16 protein-coding genes are annotated in these 17,388 nt (G+C 71.6%); 10 read left to right on the forward strand and 6 right to left on the reverse strand.

Annotated features, from left to right (window positions below):
• Nucleotides 1-30 precede the first annotated feature (30 nt).
• Nucleotides 31-1,149, reverse strand: coding sequence for a fatty acid desaturase family protein (locus ACQCO7_RS40375; protein WP_464076495.1), 1,119 nt, complete (start codon nt 1,147-1,149; stop codon nt 31-33).
• 9 nt (nt 1,150-1,158) lie between these two features.
• The gene (locus tag ACQCO7_RS40380) at nt 1,159-2,217 is read right to left on the reverse strand and encodes a ferredoxin reductase (protein WP_464076496.1); all 1,059 of its coding nucleotides are present in this window, start codon (nt 2,215-2,217) and stop codon (nt 1,159-1,161) included.
• A gap of 109 nt (nt 2,218-2,326) precedes the next feature.
• On the opposite strand from ACQCO7_RS40380, the gene ACQCO7_RS40385 reads away from it, so the two are divergent.
• Nucleotides 2,327-3,466: a PucR family transcriptional regulator gene (locus ACQCO7_RS40385; RefSeq protein WP_464076497.1), complete on the forward strand. Its 1,140-nt coding sequence runs from the start codon at nt 2,327-2,329 to the stop codon at nt 3,464-3,466.
• A gap of 24 nt (nt 3,467-3,490) precedes the next feature.
• On the opposite strand, the gene ACQCO7_RS40390 is transcribed toward ACQCO7_RS40385, so the two are convergent.
• A complete protein-coding gene (locus tag ACQCO7_RS40390; protein WP_464076498.1) occupies nt 3,491-3,934 on the reverse strand; it encodes a MarR family transcriptional regulator in 444 nt (147 codons plus the stop codon).
• Between the two features lie 165 nt (nt 3,935-4,099).
• On the opposite strand from ACQCO7_RS40390, the gene ACQCO7_RS40395 reads away from it, so the two are divergent.
• Nucleotides 4,100-5,602, forward strand: coding sequence for an acyl-CoA synthetase (locus ACQCO7_RS40395; protein WP_464076499.1), 1,503 nt, complete (start codon nt 4,100-4,102; stop codon nt 5,600-5,602).
• Here ACQCO7_RS40395 and paaK read toward each other — a convergent pair.
• Complete coding sequence (gene paaK, locus ACQCO7_RS40400; RefSeq protein ID WP_464076500.1) at nt 5,589-6,866, reverse strand: phenylacetate--CoA ligase PaaK; 1,278 nt, start codon at nt 6,864-6,866, stop codon at nt 5,589-5,591. The genes ACQCO7_RS40395 and paaK overlap by 14 nt on opposite strands.
• 68 nt (nt 6,867-6,934) lie before the next feature.
• Here paaK and ACQCO7_RS40405 point away from each other — a divergent pair, with 68 nt between their 5' ends.
• Nucleotides 6,935-7,765 carry an alpha/beta fold hydrolase gene (locus ACQCO7_RS40405; RefSeq protein ID WP_464076501.1) on the forward strand — a complete coding sequence of 277 codons (831 nt, stop codon included), beginning with the start codon at nt 6,935-6,937 and terminating at the stop codon, nt 7,763-7,765.
• A gap of 38 nt (nt 7,766-7,803) precedes the next feature.
• Nucleotides 7,804-8,484, forward strand: coding sequence for an alpha/beta fold hydrolase (locus ACQCO7_RS40410; protein WP_464076502.1), 681 nt, complete (start codon nt 7,804-7,806; stop codon nt 8,482-8,484).
• On the opposite strand, the gene ACQCO7_RS40415 is transcribed toward ACQCO7_RS40410, so the two are convergent.
• On the reverse strand, nt 8,481-10,076 hold the full coding sequence (locus tag ACQCO7_RS40415) for an acyl-CoA synthetase (protein WP_464076503.1): 1,596 nt from the start codon (nt 10,074-10,076) through the stop codon (nt 8,481-8,483). The two genes, ACQCO7_RS40410 and ACQCO7_RS40415, sit on opposite strands and share 4 nt — an antisense overlap.
• A 169-nt stretch (nt 10,077-10,245) precedes the next feature.
• On the opposite strand from ACQCO7_RS40415, the gene ACQCO7_RS40420 reads away from it, so the two are divergent.
• The 6 genes from ACQCO7_RS40420 (at nt 10,246) to ACQCO7_RS40445 (ending at nt 15,244) form a co-directional block, all read left to right on the forward strand.
• Entirely contained in the window at nt 10,246-11,046 is an 801-nt protein-coding gene (locus tag ACQCO7_RS40420; RefSeq protein WP_464076504.1) for a crotonase/enoyl-CoA hydratase family protein, read from the forward strand.
• Between the two features lie 16 nt (nt 11,047-11,062).
• Nucleotides 11,063-11,995 (forward strand): Zn-ribbon domain-containing OB-fold protein, encoded by a 933-nt coding sequence (locus ACQCO7_RS40425; protein ID WP_464076505.1) that lies wholly within the window; start codon nt 11,063-11,065, stop codon nt 11,993-11,995.
• The gene (locus tag ACQCO7_RS40430) at nt 11,992-13,041 is read left to right on the forward strand and encodes a thiolase domain-containing protein (protein WP_464076506.1); all 1,050 of its coding nucleotides are present in this window, start codon (nt 11,992-11,994) and stop codon (nt 13,039-13,041) included. The genes ACQCO7_RS40425 and ACQCO7_RS40430 overlap by 4 nt, the downstream gene beginning before the upstream one ends.
• Nucleotides 13,038-14,204 (forward strand): thiolase domain-containing protein, encoded by a 1,167-nt coding sequence (locus ACQCO7_RS40435; RefSeq protein ID WP_464076507.1) that lies wholly within the window; start codon nt 13,038-13,040, stop codon nt 14,202-14,204. The genes ACQCO7_RS40430 and ACQCO7_RS40435 overlap by 4 nt, the downstream gene beginning before the upstream one ends.
• A 107-nt stretch (nt 14,205-14,311) precedes the next feature.
• On the forward strand, nt 14,312-14,554 hold the full coding sequence (locus ACQCO7_RS40440) for a DUF397 domain-containing protein (RefSeq protein WP_010357697.1): 243 nt from the start codon (nt 14,312-14,314) through the stop codon (nt 14,552-14,554).
• A 192-nt stretch (nt 14,555-14,746) separates the two neighbouring features.
• A complete protein-coding gene (locus tag ACQCO7_RS40445) occupies nt 14,747-15,244 on the forward strand; it encodes a hypothetical protein (protein WP_055720480.1) in 498 nt (165 codons plus the stop codon).
• 18 nt (nt 15,245-15,262) lie between these two features.
• On the opposite strand, the gene ACQCO7_RS40450 is transcribed toward ACQCO7_RS40445, so the two are convergent.
• On the reverse strand, nt 15,263-17,185 hold the full coding sequence (locus tag ACQCO7_RS40450) for an N-acetylmuramoyl-L-alanine amidase (RefSeq protein WP_464076508.1): 1,923 nt from the start codon (nt 17,183-17,185) through the stop codon (nt 15,263-15,265).
• Nucleotides 17,186-17,388 lie beyond the last annotated feature (203 nt).

Raw genomic sequence — 17,388 nt, forward strand, 5'->3', positions numbered from 1 at the left:
CGCATACAGGAGCTGAAGCGGTACCGGGAATCAGGCGGCGACGAGTTCCCGCTCGCGGTCCGGCGTCCTGGTGCTGGGCTTCTTGTTCGGCAGCGAGAGCCGGAAGACCTTGTGCCACGCGGAGAACACCTGCTTGGGCAGCGGCCCGGTGACGTACTCCAGCTCGTACTTCTCGAACAGCGCGCGCACCTTCACCGCGACCTCGGCGTACCGGTTGCTCGGCAGGTCCGGGAAGAGGTGGTGCTCGATCTGGTGGGAGAGGTTGCCGGTCATGAAGTGCATGGCCTTGCTGCCGCTGATGTTCGCCGAGCCCATCATCTGGCGCAGGTACCACTGGCCCCGGGTCTCGCCCTTGATCGACCGGCGCTCGAAGACCTGTACCCCCTCGGGGAAGTGCCCGCACATGATCACCGAGTGGGTCCAGACGTTGCGGACCAGGTTCGCGGTGAACGTGGCGGCGAGCGTGGTGAGGAACGACGGGCCCGACAGCAGCGGATGGATCACGTAGTCCTTGAGCACCTGCCCCCGGATCTTGCGGCCCACGGCCCTGGCCCGCGCGCGGAACTCCGGGTTCTTGCGGCGGCTCTTGCGCAGGTTCTTGCCGAGCTCCAGGTCGTACGCCGCGATGCCGTACTCGAAGAAGCAGGCGTTGAGGAAGTTCCACAGCGGCTGCCCGAGGTGGAACGGGTGCCACCGCTGGTCCTCGTCGACGCGCATGATGCCGTAGCCGAGGTCGTTGTCCTTGCCGATCACGTTGGTGTACGTGTGGTGCAGCTCGTTGTGCGAGTGCTTCCACTGCTCGGACGGCGAGACGTGATCCCACTCCCAGGTGGTGGAGTGGATCTTCGGGTCCCGCATCCAGTCCCACTGCCCGTGCAGGATGTTGTGGCCGATCTCCATGTTGTCCATGATCTTCGCCACGGAGAGACCTGCGGTCCCGATGATCCACGCGGGCGGGAAGAACGAGAACAACAGGACGCCCCGGCTGGCCAGTTCGAGCTTGCGCTGCGCCGAGATGACCTTGCGGATGTAGGCGGCGTCCTTCTCGCCCCGGTCGGCGATCACCTCGTCGCGGATCGCGTCCAGCTCGCGGCCGAGCTCCTCGATCTGCTCGGCGGTCAGATGGGCGGTGGGGTCGATAGCGGTCAAGGTGTACGCCTACCGTTCGATGTCGCAGGGGCCCGCCGCGGCGGACACACAGGTCTGGATGAGGACACCCGGCTCGGCCTCGGTGATCTCGCCGGTGCGCAGGTCGCGGACGGCGCCCGCCTTGAGCGGTGTGACGCAGCCGAAGCAGATACCCATACGGCACCCGGAGGGCATCAGTACGCCGGCCTCCTCGCCGACGTCCAGCAACGGCGTGGCGCCGTCCGCGTCGACGGTTTTGCCGGTGGTGCTGAACGTGACCTCGCCACCACCGTCGCCGGCGACGACGACGGTGGGACGGAAACGTTCGATGTGCAGGAGTTCCCGGACGCCGTGCTCGGCCCAGTGCTTCTCGGCGGCGTCGAGCAGGCCGGAGGGCCCGCAGGCCCAGGTCTCGCGCTCGGCCCAGTCGGGTACGAGTTCGTCGAGACGGGCGATGTCGAGCCTGCCGTCGGTGTCGGTGTGCACCTCGGTGAGCCGCAGCTTCTTCTTCGCGACCAGGTCGTGCAGCTCGCTACGGAAGATCACGTCGTGCGGACGGGGCGCGGAGTGGACCATGACGGCGTCGTCGGACTCGGTGTCGCGCAGCATGCCCATCACCGGCGTGATGCCGCTGCCGGCCGTCAGATAGAGCACCTTGGCGGGCTTGGCCCGCGGCAGCACGAAGTCACCGGCCGCCTGCTCCAGCTGGATCAGGGTGCCCGGCTTCGCCCTGCGGACCAGGTGATTGCTGACTTTGCCGTCCGGGATCGCCTTCACGGTGATCGTGACGCGGCCGTCGGGGCGGTCGGTCGGCGAGGTGATGGAGTAGGTACGCCACAGGCGCACCCCGTCGACGTCGACCCCGATGCCCACGTACTGACCGGCCCTGTGGCCGCGCCAGCCCCGCCCCGGCCTGATCACGACGGTCGCGGCGTCCCCCGTCTCGGGGTGCACGGCCTCGATGCGCCCACGCAGGTCGGCGCCCGCACGCAGCGGGCTGGCCAGGTCGAGATAGTCCGACGGCAGCAGCGGCGTTGTGACCATCTCCAGCAGCTTCCACGCCCTGCTGCGGAGGGCTGTACTCGTCATGGCTCCAGCTTGCTGTGCCTCCAGGCGTAAAATCCTGACCGCAGGATGTGAATTCTGTTCGCCGAGTTGTTCGCAAGGAACAAAAAGGGGACAGGGGCAGGGAACGAAGATGAGTGACGCAATCCGGAAGGCCGGCGAGCTGACCCTGGACGAGACCACGGTCACCGCGCTGCGGGCCGTGCTGAAGACCACCGCCGACGAGGTCGTCCAGGCGATCATCGACGAGGTTCCCCCCTACGCAGGCGCCCTTTCGGGCCGTATGGGCGGCACCATCCGCGGAGCCGTCCGCACCGCCCTGGGGCACTACCTGGACCTCGCGAGCGGGAACGCCACGGGCGGCGACGGCGGTGACGCGGCCTACGAGCTGGGCCGTGGCGAGGTCCGGGACGGCCGCTCGATGGACGCCTTGCTCAGCGCCTACCGCGTCGGCGCCCGCGTGGCCTGGCGATGCCTGGCGGCGGGTGCCGTACCCGCGGGCCTGCCCGCCGCCGAGGTCGCCAAGTTCGCCGAGCTGACGTTCGCCTACATCGACGAGCTCTCCGCCGCGAGCGCCGCGGGCCACGCCGACGAACTGGCCGCCCGGGGCCGGGCCCACGAGCGCCACCTGGAGCACCTGGCCCGTGACCTCCTCGCCGGCGCGGGCCCGGACGTGCTGCTCGTCTCCGCCGGGCGGGCCAGGTGGCAGCCACCGGTTTCACTGACCGTGGTCCTCCTGCCCGCTGCCCAGGTCCGGCCCGCCTACCGCGCGCTCGACCCGGGCACCCTCGTCCTCGACGACCTGCCGGACGCCACCGGCGTGCTGCTCGTCCCCGACGCAGACCGGCCACACCTCTTGAGGCAGCTGACCGGCCGCACCGCCGTGGTCGGCCCGGCCCGGCCCTGGACCCGCGCGTCCGCCTCGTACGCACGAGCCGTACGCGCGCGCTCCCTCTCCGCCGAGATCCGCGACACCGAGGACCACCTCCCCGAGCTGGTGCTGAGCGCCGACGCGGACGCGCTCGCGGACCTCCGTGACCGAGCTCTCGCACCGCTGCGGACCTTGCCGGCCGCGTCCGCGCGGCGGCTGGAGGAGACGTTGCGGGCGTGGCTGCTGCACCAGGGCAGGCGGGAGGAGGTGGCGGCGACGTTGTTCGTCCATCCCCAGACCGTCCGGTACCGGATGTCGCAGCTGCGGGAACTGTTCCCCGATCTCACATCGCCGCACCGGGTCCTCGAACTGACACTGGCGGTCGGCCTCCGGACCGGCTGACGCGTTCCTCGGCCCCCGTGCCCGTCACGCCGGCCCCTCGCCCACCTCCGACTCGTACGCCGGCAGCGTGTTCACGAACAGGCGCCGCTCCAGCGGAGTCAGGGGAGCCAGGACCCGGCGCCATGCCGCCGCGCCCGGTGCCGGCCACGCCGTGATCGCCGGTTCGTGGTCGGGGGACAGGGCGATGATCCGGCGTCGGCGGTCCCGTTCGTCCTCGCGGCGTTCCAGGACGCCCTTCCTGCTCAGGTCGCCGATCAGGAGGCTGACGGTCGTGGGGGCGACGCCGAGCCGCGCCGCGAGTTCGTTCACCGTCATCGGGCCGTGGAAGAGGAGGTACGAGAGCAGGGAGAGGGACTGGATCGCCTCGGGGACCGGCAGCTTCTTCGCTCGGCCGACCAGGCGGGGCACGAGCAGGAGCAGTTCACGGACGGCGGGGTCGACGCCGTTGTTCTCGTCGGAGGGAGGCATGGACAGACGGCTCCTGGTCATGCCGCACTGCACTGTCCATGATCGGTGTTCCGGCGCGGCGCCGGGGGACCGGGGGAGTGGTGACGGGCGGGGGGAGCGAGGGCGCTCCACCCCTTCCCCCACCCCGACTTGACCAGTCAACGCGGCACACCCAGGATCACCCCCATGACGTCAGGACAGGCCAGCACCACGGTCGACGGGGTGCTGCGGCGCAGTACCGGCCGCACCCCGGCGCGTGTCGCCATCGAGTACCGCGACCGCACCTGGACCTACGAGGAACTCGACGACGCGGTCTCCCGCGCGGCGGCCGTGCTCCTCGGCGAGGGGCTCGTGAAGGGGGACCGGGTCGGGGCCTACGGGCACAACTCCGACGCCTACCTCATCGCGTTCCTCGCCTGCGCCAGGGCGGGACTGGTCCACGTCCCGGTGAACCAGAACCTCACGGGCGACGACCTCGCCTACCTGGTCGCCCAGTCCGGCAGCACCCTCGTCCTCACCGACCCCGGCCTCGCGCACCACCTCCCGGCCGGGACACGGCAGTTGGCGCTCAGGGACACCGACGGCTCGCTCCTCGACCGGCTCGCCGCAGCGGCGCCGTACGACGGAGAGGGGGCGCGCGCCGAGGACCTGGTCCAGCTGCTGTACACGTCCGGGACGACCGCCCTGCCCAAGGGCGCGATGATGTCCCACCGCGCGCTGGTCCACGAGTACCTGAGCGCGATCGCGGCGCTCGACCTCAGCGCCGGGGACCGGCCCGTGCACGCGCTGCCGCTGTACCACTCGGCGCAGATGCACGTGTTCCTGCTGCCGTACCTGGCGGTCGGGGCGACGAACGTCATCCTCGACGCGCCCGACGGGGACCGGCTGTTCGAGCTGATCGAGACGGGCCGCGCGGACAGCCTGTTCGCGCCGCCCACCGTGTGGATCGCCCTCGCGAACCGGGAGGACTTCAGGGCCCGCGACCTCGGCGGGCTGCGCAAGGCGTACTACGGGGCGTCGGTCATGCCGGTCCCGGTGCTGGAGCGACTGCGGGAACGCCTCCCGAAACTCGGCTTCTACAACTGCTTCGGCCAGAGCGAGATCGGCCCCCTCGCCATGGTCCTCGCACCGGACGAGCACAAGGGCCGGCTCGACTCGTGCGGGCGGACGGTCCTGTTCGTGGACGCGCAGGTCGTCGACGAGAACGGGGCGGAGGTGGCCGACGGAACGGCCGGGGAGATCGTGTACCGCTCGCCGCAACTGTGCGAGGGGTACTGGGAGAAGCCGGAGGAGACCGAAGCGGCGTTCCGGGACGGCTGGTTCCGCTCCGGGGACCTCGCGGTCAGGGACGCGCACGGCTTCTACACGATCGTCGACCGCGTCAAGGACGTCATTAACACCGGCGGCGTCCTCGTCGCCTCCCGCCAGGTCGAGGACGCGCTCTACACCCACGAGTCCGTGGCCGAGGCGGCAGTGATCGGCCTGCCGGACGAACAGTGGATCGAGGCGATCACCGCGGTCGTCGTCCCGAGAGGCGACATCACCGAGGCCGAACTCCTCACCCACGCCCGCGAGAAGCTGGACCACTTCAAGGCACCCAAGCGGATCGTGTTCGTGGACGCGCTGCCACGCAACGCCAGCGGCAAGATCCTCAAGCGCGAGCTGCGGGACAGGTTCAGCGGGGCCTGAGGTCCACGATCCTGCGGATCTTGCCGACCGACCGTTCCAGGGTCTCGGGATCGACGACCTCCACGGTCACCGTGACGCCGATCCCGTCCTTGACGGCCGTCGTGATCGCCGCCTCCGCCGTACGCCGGTCCTCGGAAGTCGCGTCGGGACGGGCCTCCGCGCGGACGGTGAGGGCGTCGAGGCGGCCCTCGCGGGTCAGGCGGAGCTGGAAGTGCGGCGCGACACCCGGGGTGCGCAGGACGATCTCCTCGATCTGGGTGGGGAAGAGGTTGACGCCGCGCAGGATGACGAGGTCGTCGCTGCGGCCGGTGACCTTCGCCATCCGGCGGAAGACGCGGGCCGTACCGGGGAGCAGCCGCGTCAGATCGCGGGTGCGGTAGCGGACGACCGGCATCGCCTCCTTCGTGAGGGACGTGAAGACCAGTTCGCCCTCCGACCCGTCCGGCAGCACCTCGCCGGTCAGCGGGTCGACGATCTCGGGGTAGAAGTGGTCCTCCCACACGTGCAGCCCGTCCTTCGTCCCGACGCACTCCTGGGCGACCCCGGGACCGATGACCTCGGACAGCCCGTATATGTCGACCGCGTCGATCCCGAACCGCTCCTCGATCTCCCGCCGCATCTCCTCCGTCCACGGCTCCGCGCCGAACACCCCGACCTCCAGCGAGGTGGAGCGCGGATCGACGCCCTGCCGTTCGAACTCGTCGAGGAGCGTCAGCATGTACGAGGGGGTGACCATGATGACCCGGGGTTCCAGGTCCCGGATGAGTTGGACCTGACGGCTCGTCATGCCCCCGGACGCGGGGACGACCGTACAGCCGAGCCGCTCGGCCCCGTAGTGCGCGCCGAGCCCGCCGGTGAACAGGCCGTACCCGTACGCCACATGGACGACGTCCCCCGGCCGCCCGCCCGCCGCGCGGATCGACCGGGCCACGAGGTCCGCCCACAGGTCCAGATCGGCCTGCGTGTACCCGACGACGGTCGGCACGCCGGTCGTCCCGCTGGACGCGTGCAGCCGCCGCACCTGTCGCCGGTCGACCGCGAACATCCCGTACGGATAGTGGGCCCGCAGATCCGCCTTCGTCGTGAACGGGAACCGCGCGAGATCGGCCGGCGACGCGCAGTCCTCCGGCCGCAGGCCCGCCTTGTCGAAGGCGTCCCGGTAGAACGGCACGTTCTCGTACGCGTGCCGCAGCGACCACCGCAGCCGCCGCAGCTGCGTGGCCCGCAGCTCCTCGGCACCCATGCGTTCACCGGCGTCCAGCATCCGCCTCACCTCCGCACCTCCAGTAACACAGATGCCCAGGGCCGGGACAAGGGGAGATGATCGGCCGCATGCCGACTTTCACCGCACCCGACGGAACGGAACTCGCTTACCACGTACGGGGTGAGGGCGAGCCCCTCGTGGTCCTCCCGGGTGGCCCCATGACCGCCTCCGAGTACCTCGGCGATCTCGGCGGGCTGACCGCCCACCGGACCCTGTTCCTGCTGGATCCGAGGGGGACGGGAGACTCCGCGAAGCCGGCGGACCCGTCGACGTACCGCTGTGACCGGCAGGTGGGTGACGTGGAGGCGCTGCGGGTCCGGCTGGGCCTGGACCGGATGGACCTGCTGGCGCACTCGGCGGCGGGCAGCCTCGCGGCGCTGTACGCGGCCTGCCACCCGGAGCGGGTCCGGCGGCTCGCGCTGATCACCTCGACACCGCGTGCGCTCGGACTCGCGGTCACGGACGAGGACCGCCGGGCCGCCGCACGGCTGCGCGCGGAGGAGAGCTGGTACAGCGAGGCGTATCCGTCGTACGAGGCGTGGCTGGGCGGCGCCGACCCGGACCTGTCGGAGTTCGGCGGCTTCTTCTACGGACGCTGGGACGACGCGGCCCGCGCCCACCTGGCGACCGTGGACGCCCGGATCAACGACGAGGCGTGCGAGCTGTTCCACTCCGACGGCGCCTACGACCCACCGGCCACGGTGAAAGCACTCGCCGGCCTCGGCGCACCCGTTCTCGTCCTCGCCGGTGAACTCGACCCCGCGCTCGCCGAGCGGACCGCGGCGCTCTTCCCGCACGCGGAGGTCGCCGTCCAGCCCGGCGCCGGGCACTATCCCTGGCTCGACGACCCCCACTGGTTCGTACGCCACGTCAACGCGTTTCTGCGGTCGGCAGAGTGACCGACACCCCCACCCCGCCCCCGGCTACCCTCCCCGCCATGCACACCGTCAAGACCAACGGCATCACCCTCGCCCACCGCACCTGGGGCCCCGAAGAAGCCCCGCCCGTCGTCCTCCTCCACGCCCGCGGCCTCGACAGCGCGGATTGGACACGGGTCGCTGAACACCTCGCGGCCGGCCCGCGCCGTGTCCACGCCCCCGACCTGCGCGGACACGGCCACAGCGACTGGCCGGGAACGTACGGGTACGAGGCGATGCGCGACGACATCCACGGCTACCTCGAAGCCCTCGACCTCATCGGCGCCGACCTGATAGGGCACTCCCTGGGCGGCGTCGTCGCCTACCTCCTCGCGCAGGAACACCCGGACGCCGTACGGCGGTTGGTGCTGGAGGACGTCCCCGTCACCGTCCCCCTCGACCCGCCCCGCCCACCCGCCGAACGCCCCGACGGAGACCTCCCGTACGACTGGGCGATGATCACCGCGACCGACGCCCAGCGCAACGCCCCGGACCCGGCCTGGCGGGAAGGCGCGGCGCGAGTCACCGTACCGACCCTCCTCATCGGCGGCGGCCCGACCAGCCTCATCCCCCAGGAGCAGGTCGCCGAACTCGCCGGACTCCTCCCCGACGCCCGTCATGTGACCGTCGACGCGGGGCACTTGGTGCACGCGACCCGGCCGACGGAGTTCCTCGCGCACGTCGAGGAGTTCCTGAACTAACGGTCCGCCTCCCCGGCGACCTCCCGCGCCCACCGATAGTCCGCCTTCCCGCTGGGCGACCGCCGGATCGTCTCGGCGATCACCAGCTGCCGGGGGACCTTGTACCCGGCGAGGCTGGCCCGGCAGTGGGTCTGGAGCGCGTCGAGCGTCAACCCGGCGGAGCCCGGGCGGAGTTGGACGACCGCCGCGACATGGTTGCCCCACGTCGGGTCGGGCACCCCGGCCACCAGGGCGTCGTACACGTCCGGGTGGGCCTTCAGGGCCTGTTCGACCTCCTCCGGGTACACCTTCTCCCCGCCCGTGTTGATGCACTCCGACCCCCGCCCCAGCACCACGACCACCCCGTCCTCGTCGACGGTCGCCATGTCGCCGAGCAACACCCAGCGCTCGCCGTCGAGTTCGAAGAACGTCTCGGCGGTTTTCGCGGGGTCGTTGTAGTAGCCGAGAGGGACGTGCCCGCACTGGGCGACGCGGCCCACCTCGCCGGGGGCGACGGGCTCATGGGTCGCCGGATCGACCACCCGGGTACGGGAGTTGACCCGGACCCGGAACCCCCGCTCGGGCCCGGAGTCGTCCGTGGCGGTGCCGTTGAAGCCGGACTCGGAGGACCCGAAGTTGTTCAACAGCATGGTGTTCGGCAGGAGTTCGCCGAACCGGCGGCGGACGGTGTCCGAGAGGATCGCGCCGGAGGACGAGACGCTGAACAGGGACGAACAGTCGGTGTCCCGGAGCGGGCCCGAGAGGGCGTCGATCAGGGGGAGGAGCATCGCGTCGCCCACCAGGGAGATCGCGTTGACCTTCTCCTTCGCGACCGTCCGCAGCACCTCCTCCGGCACGAACTTCCGGTGCAGGACGACGCGTTGGCCGAAGTTGAAGCCGATGAACGCCGTGAGGGTCGAGGTGCCGTGCATGAGCGGGGGAGTGGGGAAGAAGGTGATCCCGGGCGCCCCGGCGGCGACCCGCTCGGCCAGCTCCTCGGGCTTCTTCACCGGCTCCCCGGTCGGCGCGCCCCCGCCCATCCCGGAGAAGAACAGGTCCTCGTGCCGCCACAGCACGCCCTTGGGCATCCCGGTCGTCCCGCCGGTGTAGATGATGAACACGTCGTCGGCGGACCGCGCGGGGAAACCCCGCGAGGAAGACCCCTCGGCATCGGCGAACGGGGTCCCCAGCTCCCCCTCCCCGACCCGCAGCAGCTGCCGCACCCCCGGCGTCCGGGGCAGCACCGCCCGCACCCGGTCCTCGAACTCCCCGTCGAACACCAGCGCGGCGAGATCCGCGTCCCGGTACAGGTACGCCAACTCGTCCTCGACGTACCGGTAGTTGACGTTCACCGGTACCAGCCGCGCCTTCAGGCACCCCAGCGCCGCCTGGAGGTACTCGACCCCGTTGTACAGATGCAGCCCGACATGCTCACCGGCCCGCAGACCCCGCGCCAGCAGATGATGCCCGATCCGGTTGGCCGCGGCGTCCAACTCGGCGTAGGTGAGCCGCAGTTCCGCGCCGGTGCCAGGATGGTCGACGTACACGAGTGCCTCGCGGTCGGGGACGACGTCCACGACCGACTCGAACAGGTCGGCAAGGTTGTACTCCACCGTTCCTCCCCACCTCGGCTCGCCGGTCATCAGAGCAAAGGCGACGGCAACTGGGAAGGCTCACGGCAGAGAAATCTGACTGACTGTCAGAAAGTCGCCGGTCGCCCCTTGAAGTGCCCACCGGGCTCCTGCAACCTGTTCCCCCGAAGGCTCAGGAGGGGAAAGTGCCATGAGCGGTACCGAACACCTCACAGTCCGGCGCGAGGGCGCCACCCTCGTCCTCACACTCAACCGGCCCGAAGCGAAGAACGCCCTCTCGCTGCCCATGCTCGTCGGCCTGTACGACGGCTGGATCGAGGCCGACGAGGACGACGGCATCCGCTCGATCGTCTTCACCGGCGCCGGCGGCACCTTCTGCGCCGGCATGGACCTCAAGGCCCTCGCGGGCAAGGGCATCGACGGCGAGCACTACCGCAGCCGCCTCGACGCCGACCCCGACCTGCACTGGAAGGCGATGCTCCGCCACCACCGCCCCCGCAAACCGGTCATCGCGGCGGTCGAGGGCCACTGCGTCGCGGGCGGCACCGAAATGCTCCAGGGCACGGACATCCGCGTCGCGGGCGAGTCCGCGACCTTCGGCCTGTACGAGGTGAAACGCGGCCTCTTCCCGATCGGCGGCTCAACTGTCCGTCTCCAGCGGCAGATTCCCCGCACCCACGCCCTGGAGATGCTCCTCACCGGCCGCCCCTACACCGCCCGCGAGGCCGCGGCGATCGGCCTGATCGGACACGTCGTCCCCGACGGCACCGCCCTGGACCGGGCCCTGGAGATCGCCGAACAGGTCAACGCCTGCGGCCCGTTGGCCGTCGAGGCCGTCAAGGCGTCCGTGTACGAGACCGCCGAACTCACCGAGGCCGAGGGGCTCGCCGCCGAACTCAAGCGCGGCTGGCCGGTGTTCGCGACCGCCGACGCCCAGGAAGGCACCCGCGCCTTCGCCGAGAAACGCGCCCCCGTCTACAAGCGGGCCTGACCGAAGGACCACCACCGTGCTCAAGGCACCGCTCGTCGTCGAGTTCCCCTTCACCCGCTCCCTCGGCCCCGTCCAGAGCGCCTTCCTGACCGGCCTGCGCCAGGGATACGTCCTCGGCGTGCGGACCCGCGACGGCCGTACCCTCGTCCCGCCGGTCGAGTACGACCCCGTCACCGCCGAGGAGATCCGCGACCTCGTCCACGTCGGCCTCACCGGCACCGTCACCACCTGGGCCTGGAACCCCGCCCCGCGCCGCGGTCAGCCGCTCGACACGCCCTTCGCCTGGGTCCTGGTGAAGCTGGACCAGGCCGACACCGCCCTCCTGCACGCCCTCGACGCCCCCGGCCCCGACGCCGTGCACAGCGGCATGCGCGTCCGCGTCCGCTGGGCCGACGAACGCGTGGGCGCCATCACCGACATCGCCTGCTTCGAGCCGGACGACGGCGAGGAGTCCGTGGTCGCCGTCCACGCGGGCGAGTCCGAGAACCCGGTCACCGGCATCGTCGCCCCCGCCCGCCTCGACTACACCTACTCGCCCGGCCGCGCCCAGACCGCGTACATCGCCGCCCTCTCCGAACAGCGCACGGTCGGCGAACGCTGCCCCCGCTGCCGCAAGGTGTACGTCCCCCCGCGCGGCGCCTGCCCCACCTGCGGCGTCGCGACCGCCGAACAGGTCGAGGTCGGCCCGGCCGGCACGGTCACCACGTTCTGCGTCGTCAACATCAAGGCGAAGAACCTGGACATAGAAGTCCCGTACGTCTACGGCCACATCGCCCTCGACGGCGCCGACCTCGCCCTGCACGGCCGGATCGCGGGCATCCCGTACGACCAGGTCCGCATGGGCCTGCGCGTCGAGCCCGTCTGGACGGAAGGCGCCCGCTACCCCGACCACTACCGGCCGACCGGCGAACCCGACGCCGACTACGACACGTACAAGGAGCTGCTGTGACCCGGGACATCGCGGTCGTCGCCTTCGCGCAGAGCGACATCCGGCGCACCACCGAGGAGTCGTCCGAGGTCGAGATGCTGATGCCGGTCCTGCACGACGTCCTGGGCCGCACCGGCCTCAAGACGCCCGACATCGGCTTCACCTGCTCCGGCTCCTCCGACTACCTCGCGGGCCGCGCCTTCTCCTTCACCCTCGCCCTCGACGGCGTCGGCGCCTGGCCGCCGATCGCGGAGTCGCACGTCGAGATGGACGGCGCCTGGGCGCTGTACGAGGCGTGGGTCAAACTCCGTACGGGGGACGCCGACACGGCGCTCGTCTACGCGTACGGCAAGTCCTCGCCCGGCCACTTGCGGGACGTCCTCACCCGTCAGCTCGACCCGTACTACGTCGCCCCCCTGTGGCCCGACTCCGTCGCGCTCGCCGCCCTCCAGGCGCAGGCCCTCATCGACGCGGGCGACACCGACGAACGCGAACTCGCCGAGATCGCCGCCCGCAGCAGACGCGCCGCCACCCTCAACCCCCATGCGCAGAACCGGGGTTCACACCCGCAGGGCGAGTACGTGGTCGCGCCGCTGCGGCACGGCGACTGCCCGCCGATCGGCGACGGGGCAGCGGCCGTGATCCTCGCCGCCGGGGACAGGGCGCGTGAGCTGTGCGACCGGCCCGCGTGGATACGCGGCATCGACCACCGCATCGAGGCGCACTCCCTCGGCGTCCGCGACCTCACCGACTCCCCGTCGACGCGCCTAGCCGCCGAGAAGGCCGGTGCCTTCGAACGGCCCGTCGACACCGCAGAGTTGCACGCGCCGTTCAGCTCCCAGGAAGTCGTCCTGCGCAAGGCGCTCAAGCTCGACGACAGCGTGCGCGTCAACCTCTCCGGCGGGGCGCTCGCCTCCAACCCCGTGATGGCCGCCGGGCTCATCCGCATCGGCGAGGCCGCGACCCGCGTGCACCGCGGCGAGGCCGACCGGGCGCTCGCCCACGCCACCTCCGGGCCCTGTCTCCAGCAGAACCTGGTCGCCGTCCTGGAAGGGGATCCGCGATGAGCAAGGAACCCGTGGCCGTCGTCGGGATCGGCCAGACCAAGCACGTCGCGGCCCGACGGGACGTGTCCATCGCCGGGCTGGTCCGGGAGGCGGCCCAACGCGCGCTGGCCGACGCCGAGTTGACGTGGGCCGACGTCGACGCCGTCGTCATCGGGAAGGCGCCGGACTTCTTCGAGGGCGTGATGATGCCCGAGCTGTACCTCGCGGACGCGCTCGGCGCCGTGGGGAAGCCGATGCTGCGGGTGCACACGGCGGGGAGCGTCGGCGGGTCGACTGCCCTGGTGGCGGCCGGCCTTGTCGCCTCGCGCGTCCACGCGACCGTCCTCACCCTCGCGTTCGAGAAGCAGTCCGAGTCCAACGCGATGTGGGGGCTGTCCCTGCCGATTCCCTTCCAGCAGCCGCTGCTCGCGGGGGCGGGCGGCTTCTTCGCGCCGCACGTGCGGGCCTACATCCGGCGCAGCGGCGCCCCCGACACCATCGGCTCGCTCGTCGCGTACAAGGACCGGCGCAACGCGCTCAAGAACCCGTACGCCCATCTCCACGAGCACGACATCACCCTCGACAAGGTCCAGTCCTCGCCGATGCTGTGGGACCCGATCCGCTACTCCGAGACCTGCCCCTCCTCCGACGGGGCCTGCGCGATGGTCCTCACCGACCGTGCGGGCGCGGCCCGTTCGCCCCGACCGCCCGCCTGGATGCTGGGCGGCGCGATGCGCAGCGAACCGACGCTGTTCGCGGGCAAGGACGCGGTGTCGCCGCAGGCCGGCAAGGACTGCGCCGCCGACGTGTACCGGCAGGCCGGGATCTCCGACCCGCGCCGGGAGATCGACGCCGTCGAGATGTACGTGCCGTTCTCCTGGTACGAGCCGATGTGGCTGGAGAACCTCGGCTTCGCCGACGAGGGCGAGGGCTGGAAGCTCACGGAGTCCGGGGTGACCGAACTCGACGGCGACCTCCCCGTCGACATGTCCGGCGGCGTCCTGTCCACCAACCCCATCGGCGCCTCCGGCATGATCCGCTTCGCGGAGGCGGCCCTCCAGGTGCGCGGGCAGGCCGGGGAACACCAGGTGGACGGTGCGCGCAGGGTGCTGGGACACGCGTACGGCGGCGGCTCGCAGTTCTTCTCGATGTGGCTCGTCGGAGCCGAGGCGCCCACGTCCTGAGAGCCGGAGCGCGCGGCTCCCGAAAGGTACGGCCGACGTGCTCTGTCGGGGCCCGGAGCCGATCGCTAGGCTGACCCGCGGACGACGGAACCGGGAGGAGCACGGACGTGGCCGAAAGCACCATCCAGCAGCAGCCGTTGGCGGGCTGGGAGAAGCCGGACCTGGACCTGAGCGAGGCCGAGTGGCAGCCGGGCAGCAAGGGCCTGGGGGATGTCCAGATAGCCTTCGTCGAGGGTTTCATCGCGATGCGCAACAGTGGCCGCCCCCAGAGCCCGTCCATCGTCTTCACCCCCGCCGAGTGGGGAGCGTTCGTCTCGGGCGCGCGGGAAGGCGAGTTCGACCTCACGTGAACACCGGGCCGAGGCGGGCCGAAAGCTGAGGCGGGACGCCGAGGCCGGTTCCGGGCCGAGAGGTGCGGCCGGCCCGCACCTCGCCCGGAACCACCCCGCCGTGCGAAACCCCCGGCGGGCCCTGTAGCCGTGCTCCACCACCATCCGACCCGCGCTCGGCCAGATGCCCCCGCCACCCCGTACGATGGCTGTATGTCGTTCCTCCGCCGCCGAAGCGCAACCCCCGCCGGCCCCGATTTCGACGTCCTCGCCATGGACCCGGGCGACTGGCCCGGCAACCTCGGCGCCGGCCTCCTCCCCGCCCCCGACGGCACCTGCCAGGGCGTCTTCCTGCGCTACGACCTCTTCGGCGGACGCGGCCCCGCGATGATCATCGGCAACCTCCCCGAGGGCTCCCCGGCCCGGGACACCGCCGACGACGAGATCCCCTTCGAGGTCGCCCAGCTCCTGCTGGCCCTGGAGAACGACGAGGAGGTCACCGTCACCGGCACCGAGGACATGCCGGTGATGCAGGGCGACAACCTCCTCATCGTCCGGCGCCTCAAGCTCTCCGAGAGCCGGATCTCCTGCGTCCAGTTCGACCGCAGCGACAACGTCCTGGTGACCATCGCCGCCTGGGACCGCCCCATCACGGACGACCTGTACGCCCTCCTGAAGCCGCTCCCGGCGGAGCTGTTCCAGCAGGGCTGAGCCCCTCCGGGAAAAGCCTCAGCCCCGGAGCGACGGCACGACGTCCACATCGGCCGCGCGCACGTACGCGACGCGATGGCCGTACTGGATCTCGTAGTACATGTCCTTGCCCACGACCACCCTGTGCGAGCCGGTGGCGAAGGTGACCGCGTAGTAGTACTCGCCGGGCACCTCGCCGCCGACGACGTACGACTGCCCGGCGGGCAGCGTGTACGACAGCGGCGAGACCGCCTGGACCGGGACGCCCTTCGGGTACGCGGACGCCTCCGGGTAGGCGCGCCCGTACACCGGCACCGACGCGCGGCCCGCCTTCGCCCGGGCGACCAGACCCGCCGCGTGCACGGCCGTCGCGTGCCTCCGCGGGTTCTTGAACCACGCCTTCTGCCCCAGGTACCAGATCGCCGTCCAGTCACCGGAACGTCCCGCGACCGCGTACTGCTGCCCGGTGGAGACCCGCGAGGAGATGTCGTTGACGCCGGTCGTCGGTTCCGTGCCCCGCCCGATGTCCTTGACCAGCGGATACGTCTCACCGGGACCGGTGTACAGGCGCACCTCGCTGGACCCGTGGTCCGCGCAGGGCTGCCCCTTCGCCCCGCAGTCCGTGTACGCGGGCCGGTTCGCCCCGTACGAGGGGCGGATCGTCACCAGCCCGCCGTGCCCCTGCGCCGTCGCCTCGACCGGCGCCTTCAGCAGCTCGAAGTAGTGCCGCCAGTCCCAGTACGGGCCCGGGTCGGTGTGCATCCCGGGGACGTTCGCGGTCGTCGGACCGGGCACGTTGTCGTGGCCCAGGATGTGCTGGCGGTCCAGCGGTACGCCGTACCGGTGCGCGAGGTAGCGGACCAGGCGGGCCGAGGCGCGGTACATGGCCTCCGTGTACCAGGCGTCGGGCTGCGCGAGGAACCCCTCGTGCTCGATGCCGACGGACGCGGCGTTGACGTACCAGTTCCCCGCGTGCCAGGCGACGTCCTTCGTCTTCACGTGCTGCGCGACGTGGCCGTCGGTGGAGCGCAGGGTGTAGTGCCAGGACACGTACGTCGGGTCCTGGACCATGTTCAGGACGCCCTCCCAGGCGCCCTCGGTGTCGTGGACGACGATGTACCGCACCGGCTGGGACGCCGGGCGGTTCGCGAGGTCGTGGTTGCCGTAGTCCTTGTCGCCGAACTCCTTGTACGGCGCCGGGATCCACTCGCAGGACACGTCCCTCGGGCACTCGGTCCCGGCCGTCACCGGCTGCCGCAGCCCGGCGCGCGTCAACTGCCCCTCGTCCGGCGCCAGTCGCGGCTGAGCGGCGAGGGCGACGAGCTGACCGGCGTCCGTCGTGCGCTCCTGGCCGGCGCGCAGCACGTCGTACACGTCGTCGGCGTACGAGGCTGCCGTCGCCGTGTCGTCGGCGCCGGAGAAACGGGCCACGGCGGCGTACCACTCGGCGGGGTCGGCGCTGAGGGGTTCGCCCAGGGCGCGCTGGGCCGAGGCGAGGAGGGCCGCGCCGCCCTCGATGTTCGCGGCGGGGTCGGTGCGGAGGGTCTCGGGGGCGAGGCCGGTGAGGGCGGCGGCGCGGGCGAGGGTGTGCAGGCGGGGGGCGTCGACGCTCCGCGTGAGAGCGGCCGGTGGCCGTAGCGCCGGGCGCGCCGAGTCCCCCCGGGGGTCCTCGTCGCCCTCGCTGTGGTGCGACGCGCCCGCGAGGGCCGTGCGCGCGTCCGTCAGGTGCATCGGGCCGTAGCCGCCGGTCACGCTGGGCGCGCCGGCGTGGTCGTCCCAGCGGGACTGGAGGTAGGAGACGCCGAGCAGGACGCTGCGCGGGACGCCGTACTCGGCCGCCGCCGCGTCGAACGCGCGTTGCAGGGCGAGCCGGGACGCGCCGGACTCGTGGGGCGGGGCGGCGGCCAGCAGCGGGAGCAGCAGGGCTGCCGAGGCGACGGCCTGGGGGATACGTCTGGGCAATGCGGCCTCCGGTGGGGGGATCGCGCGGGCCGGACACGTCTGTGCCTACCGGCTCGCTGACGGTCCGTCAATCATGCCCGCGAGGAGGCGCTCCCCCTTGTCACAGCGGTACCCTGCGCGTTTCGCCGCCTGAGAGCCTGTGTCGCATCCCCGGCCGGGCGCCCGCCGCCTGGCACGCACTCCCCCAAGCTCTGGCGAGCAGG

This window comes from Streptomyces saintjeani (assembly GCF_055409605.1).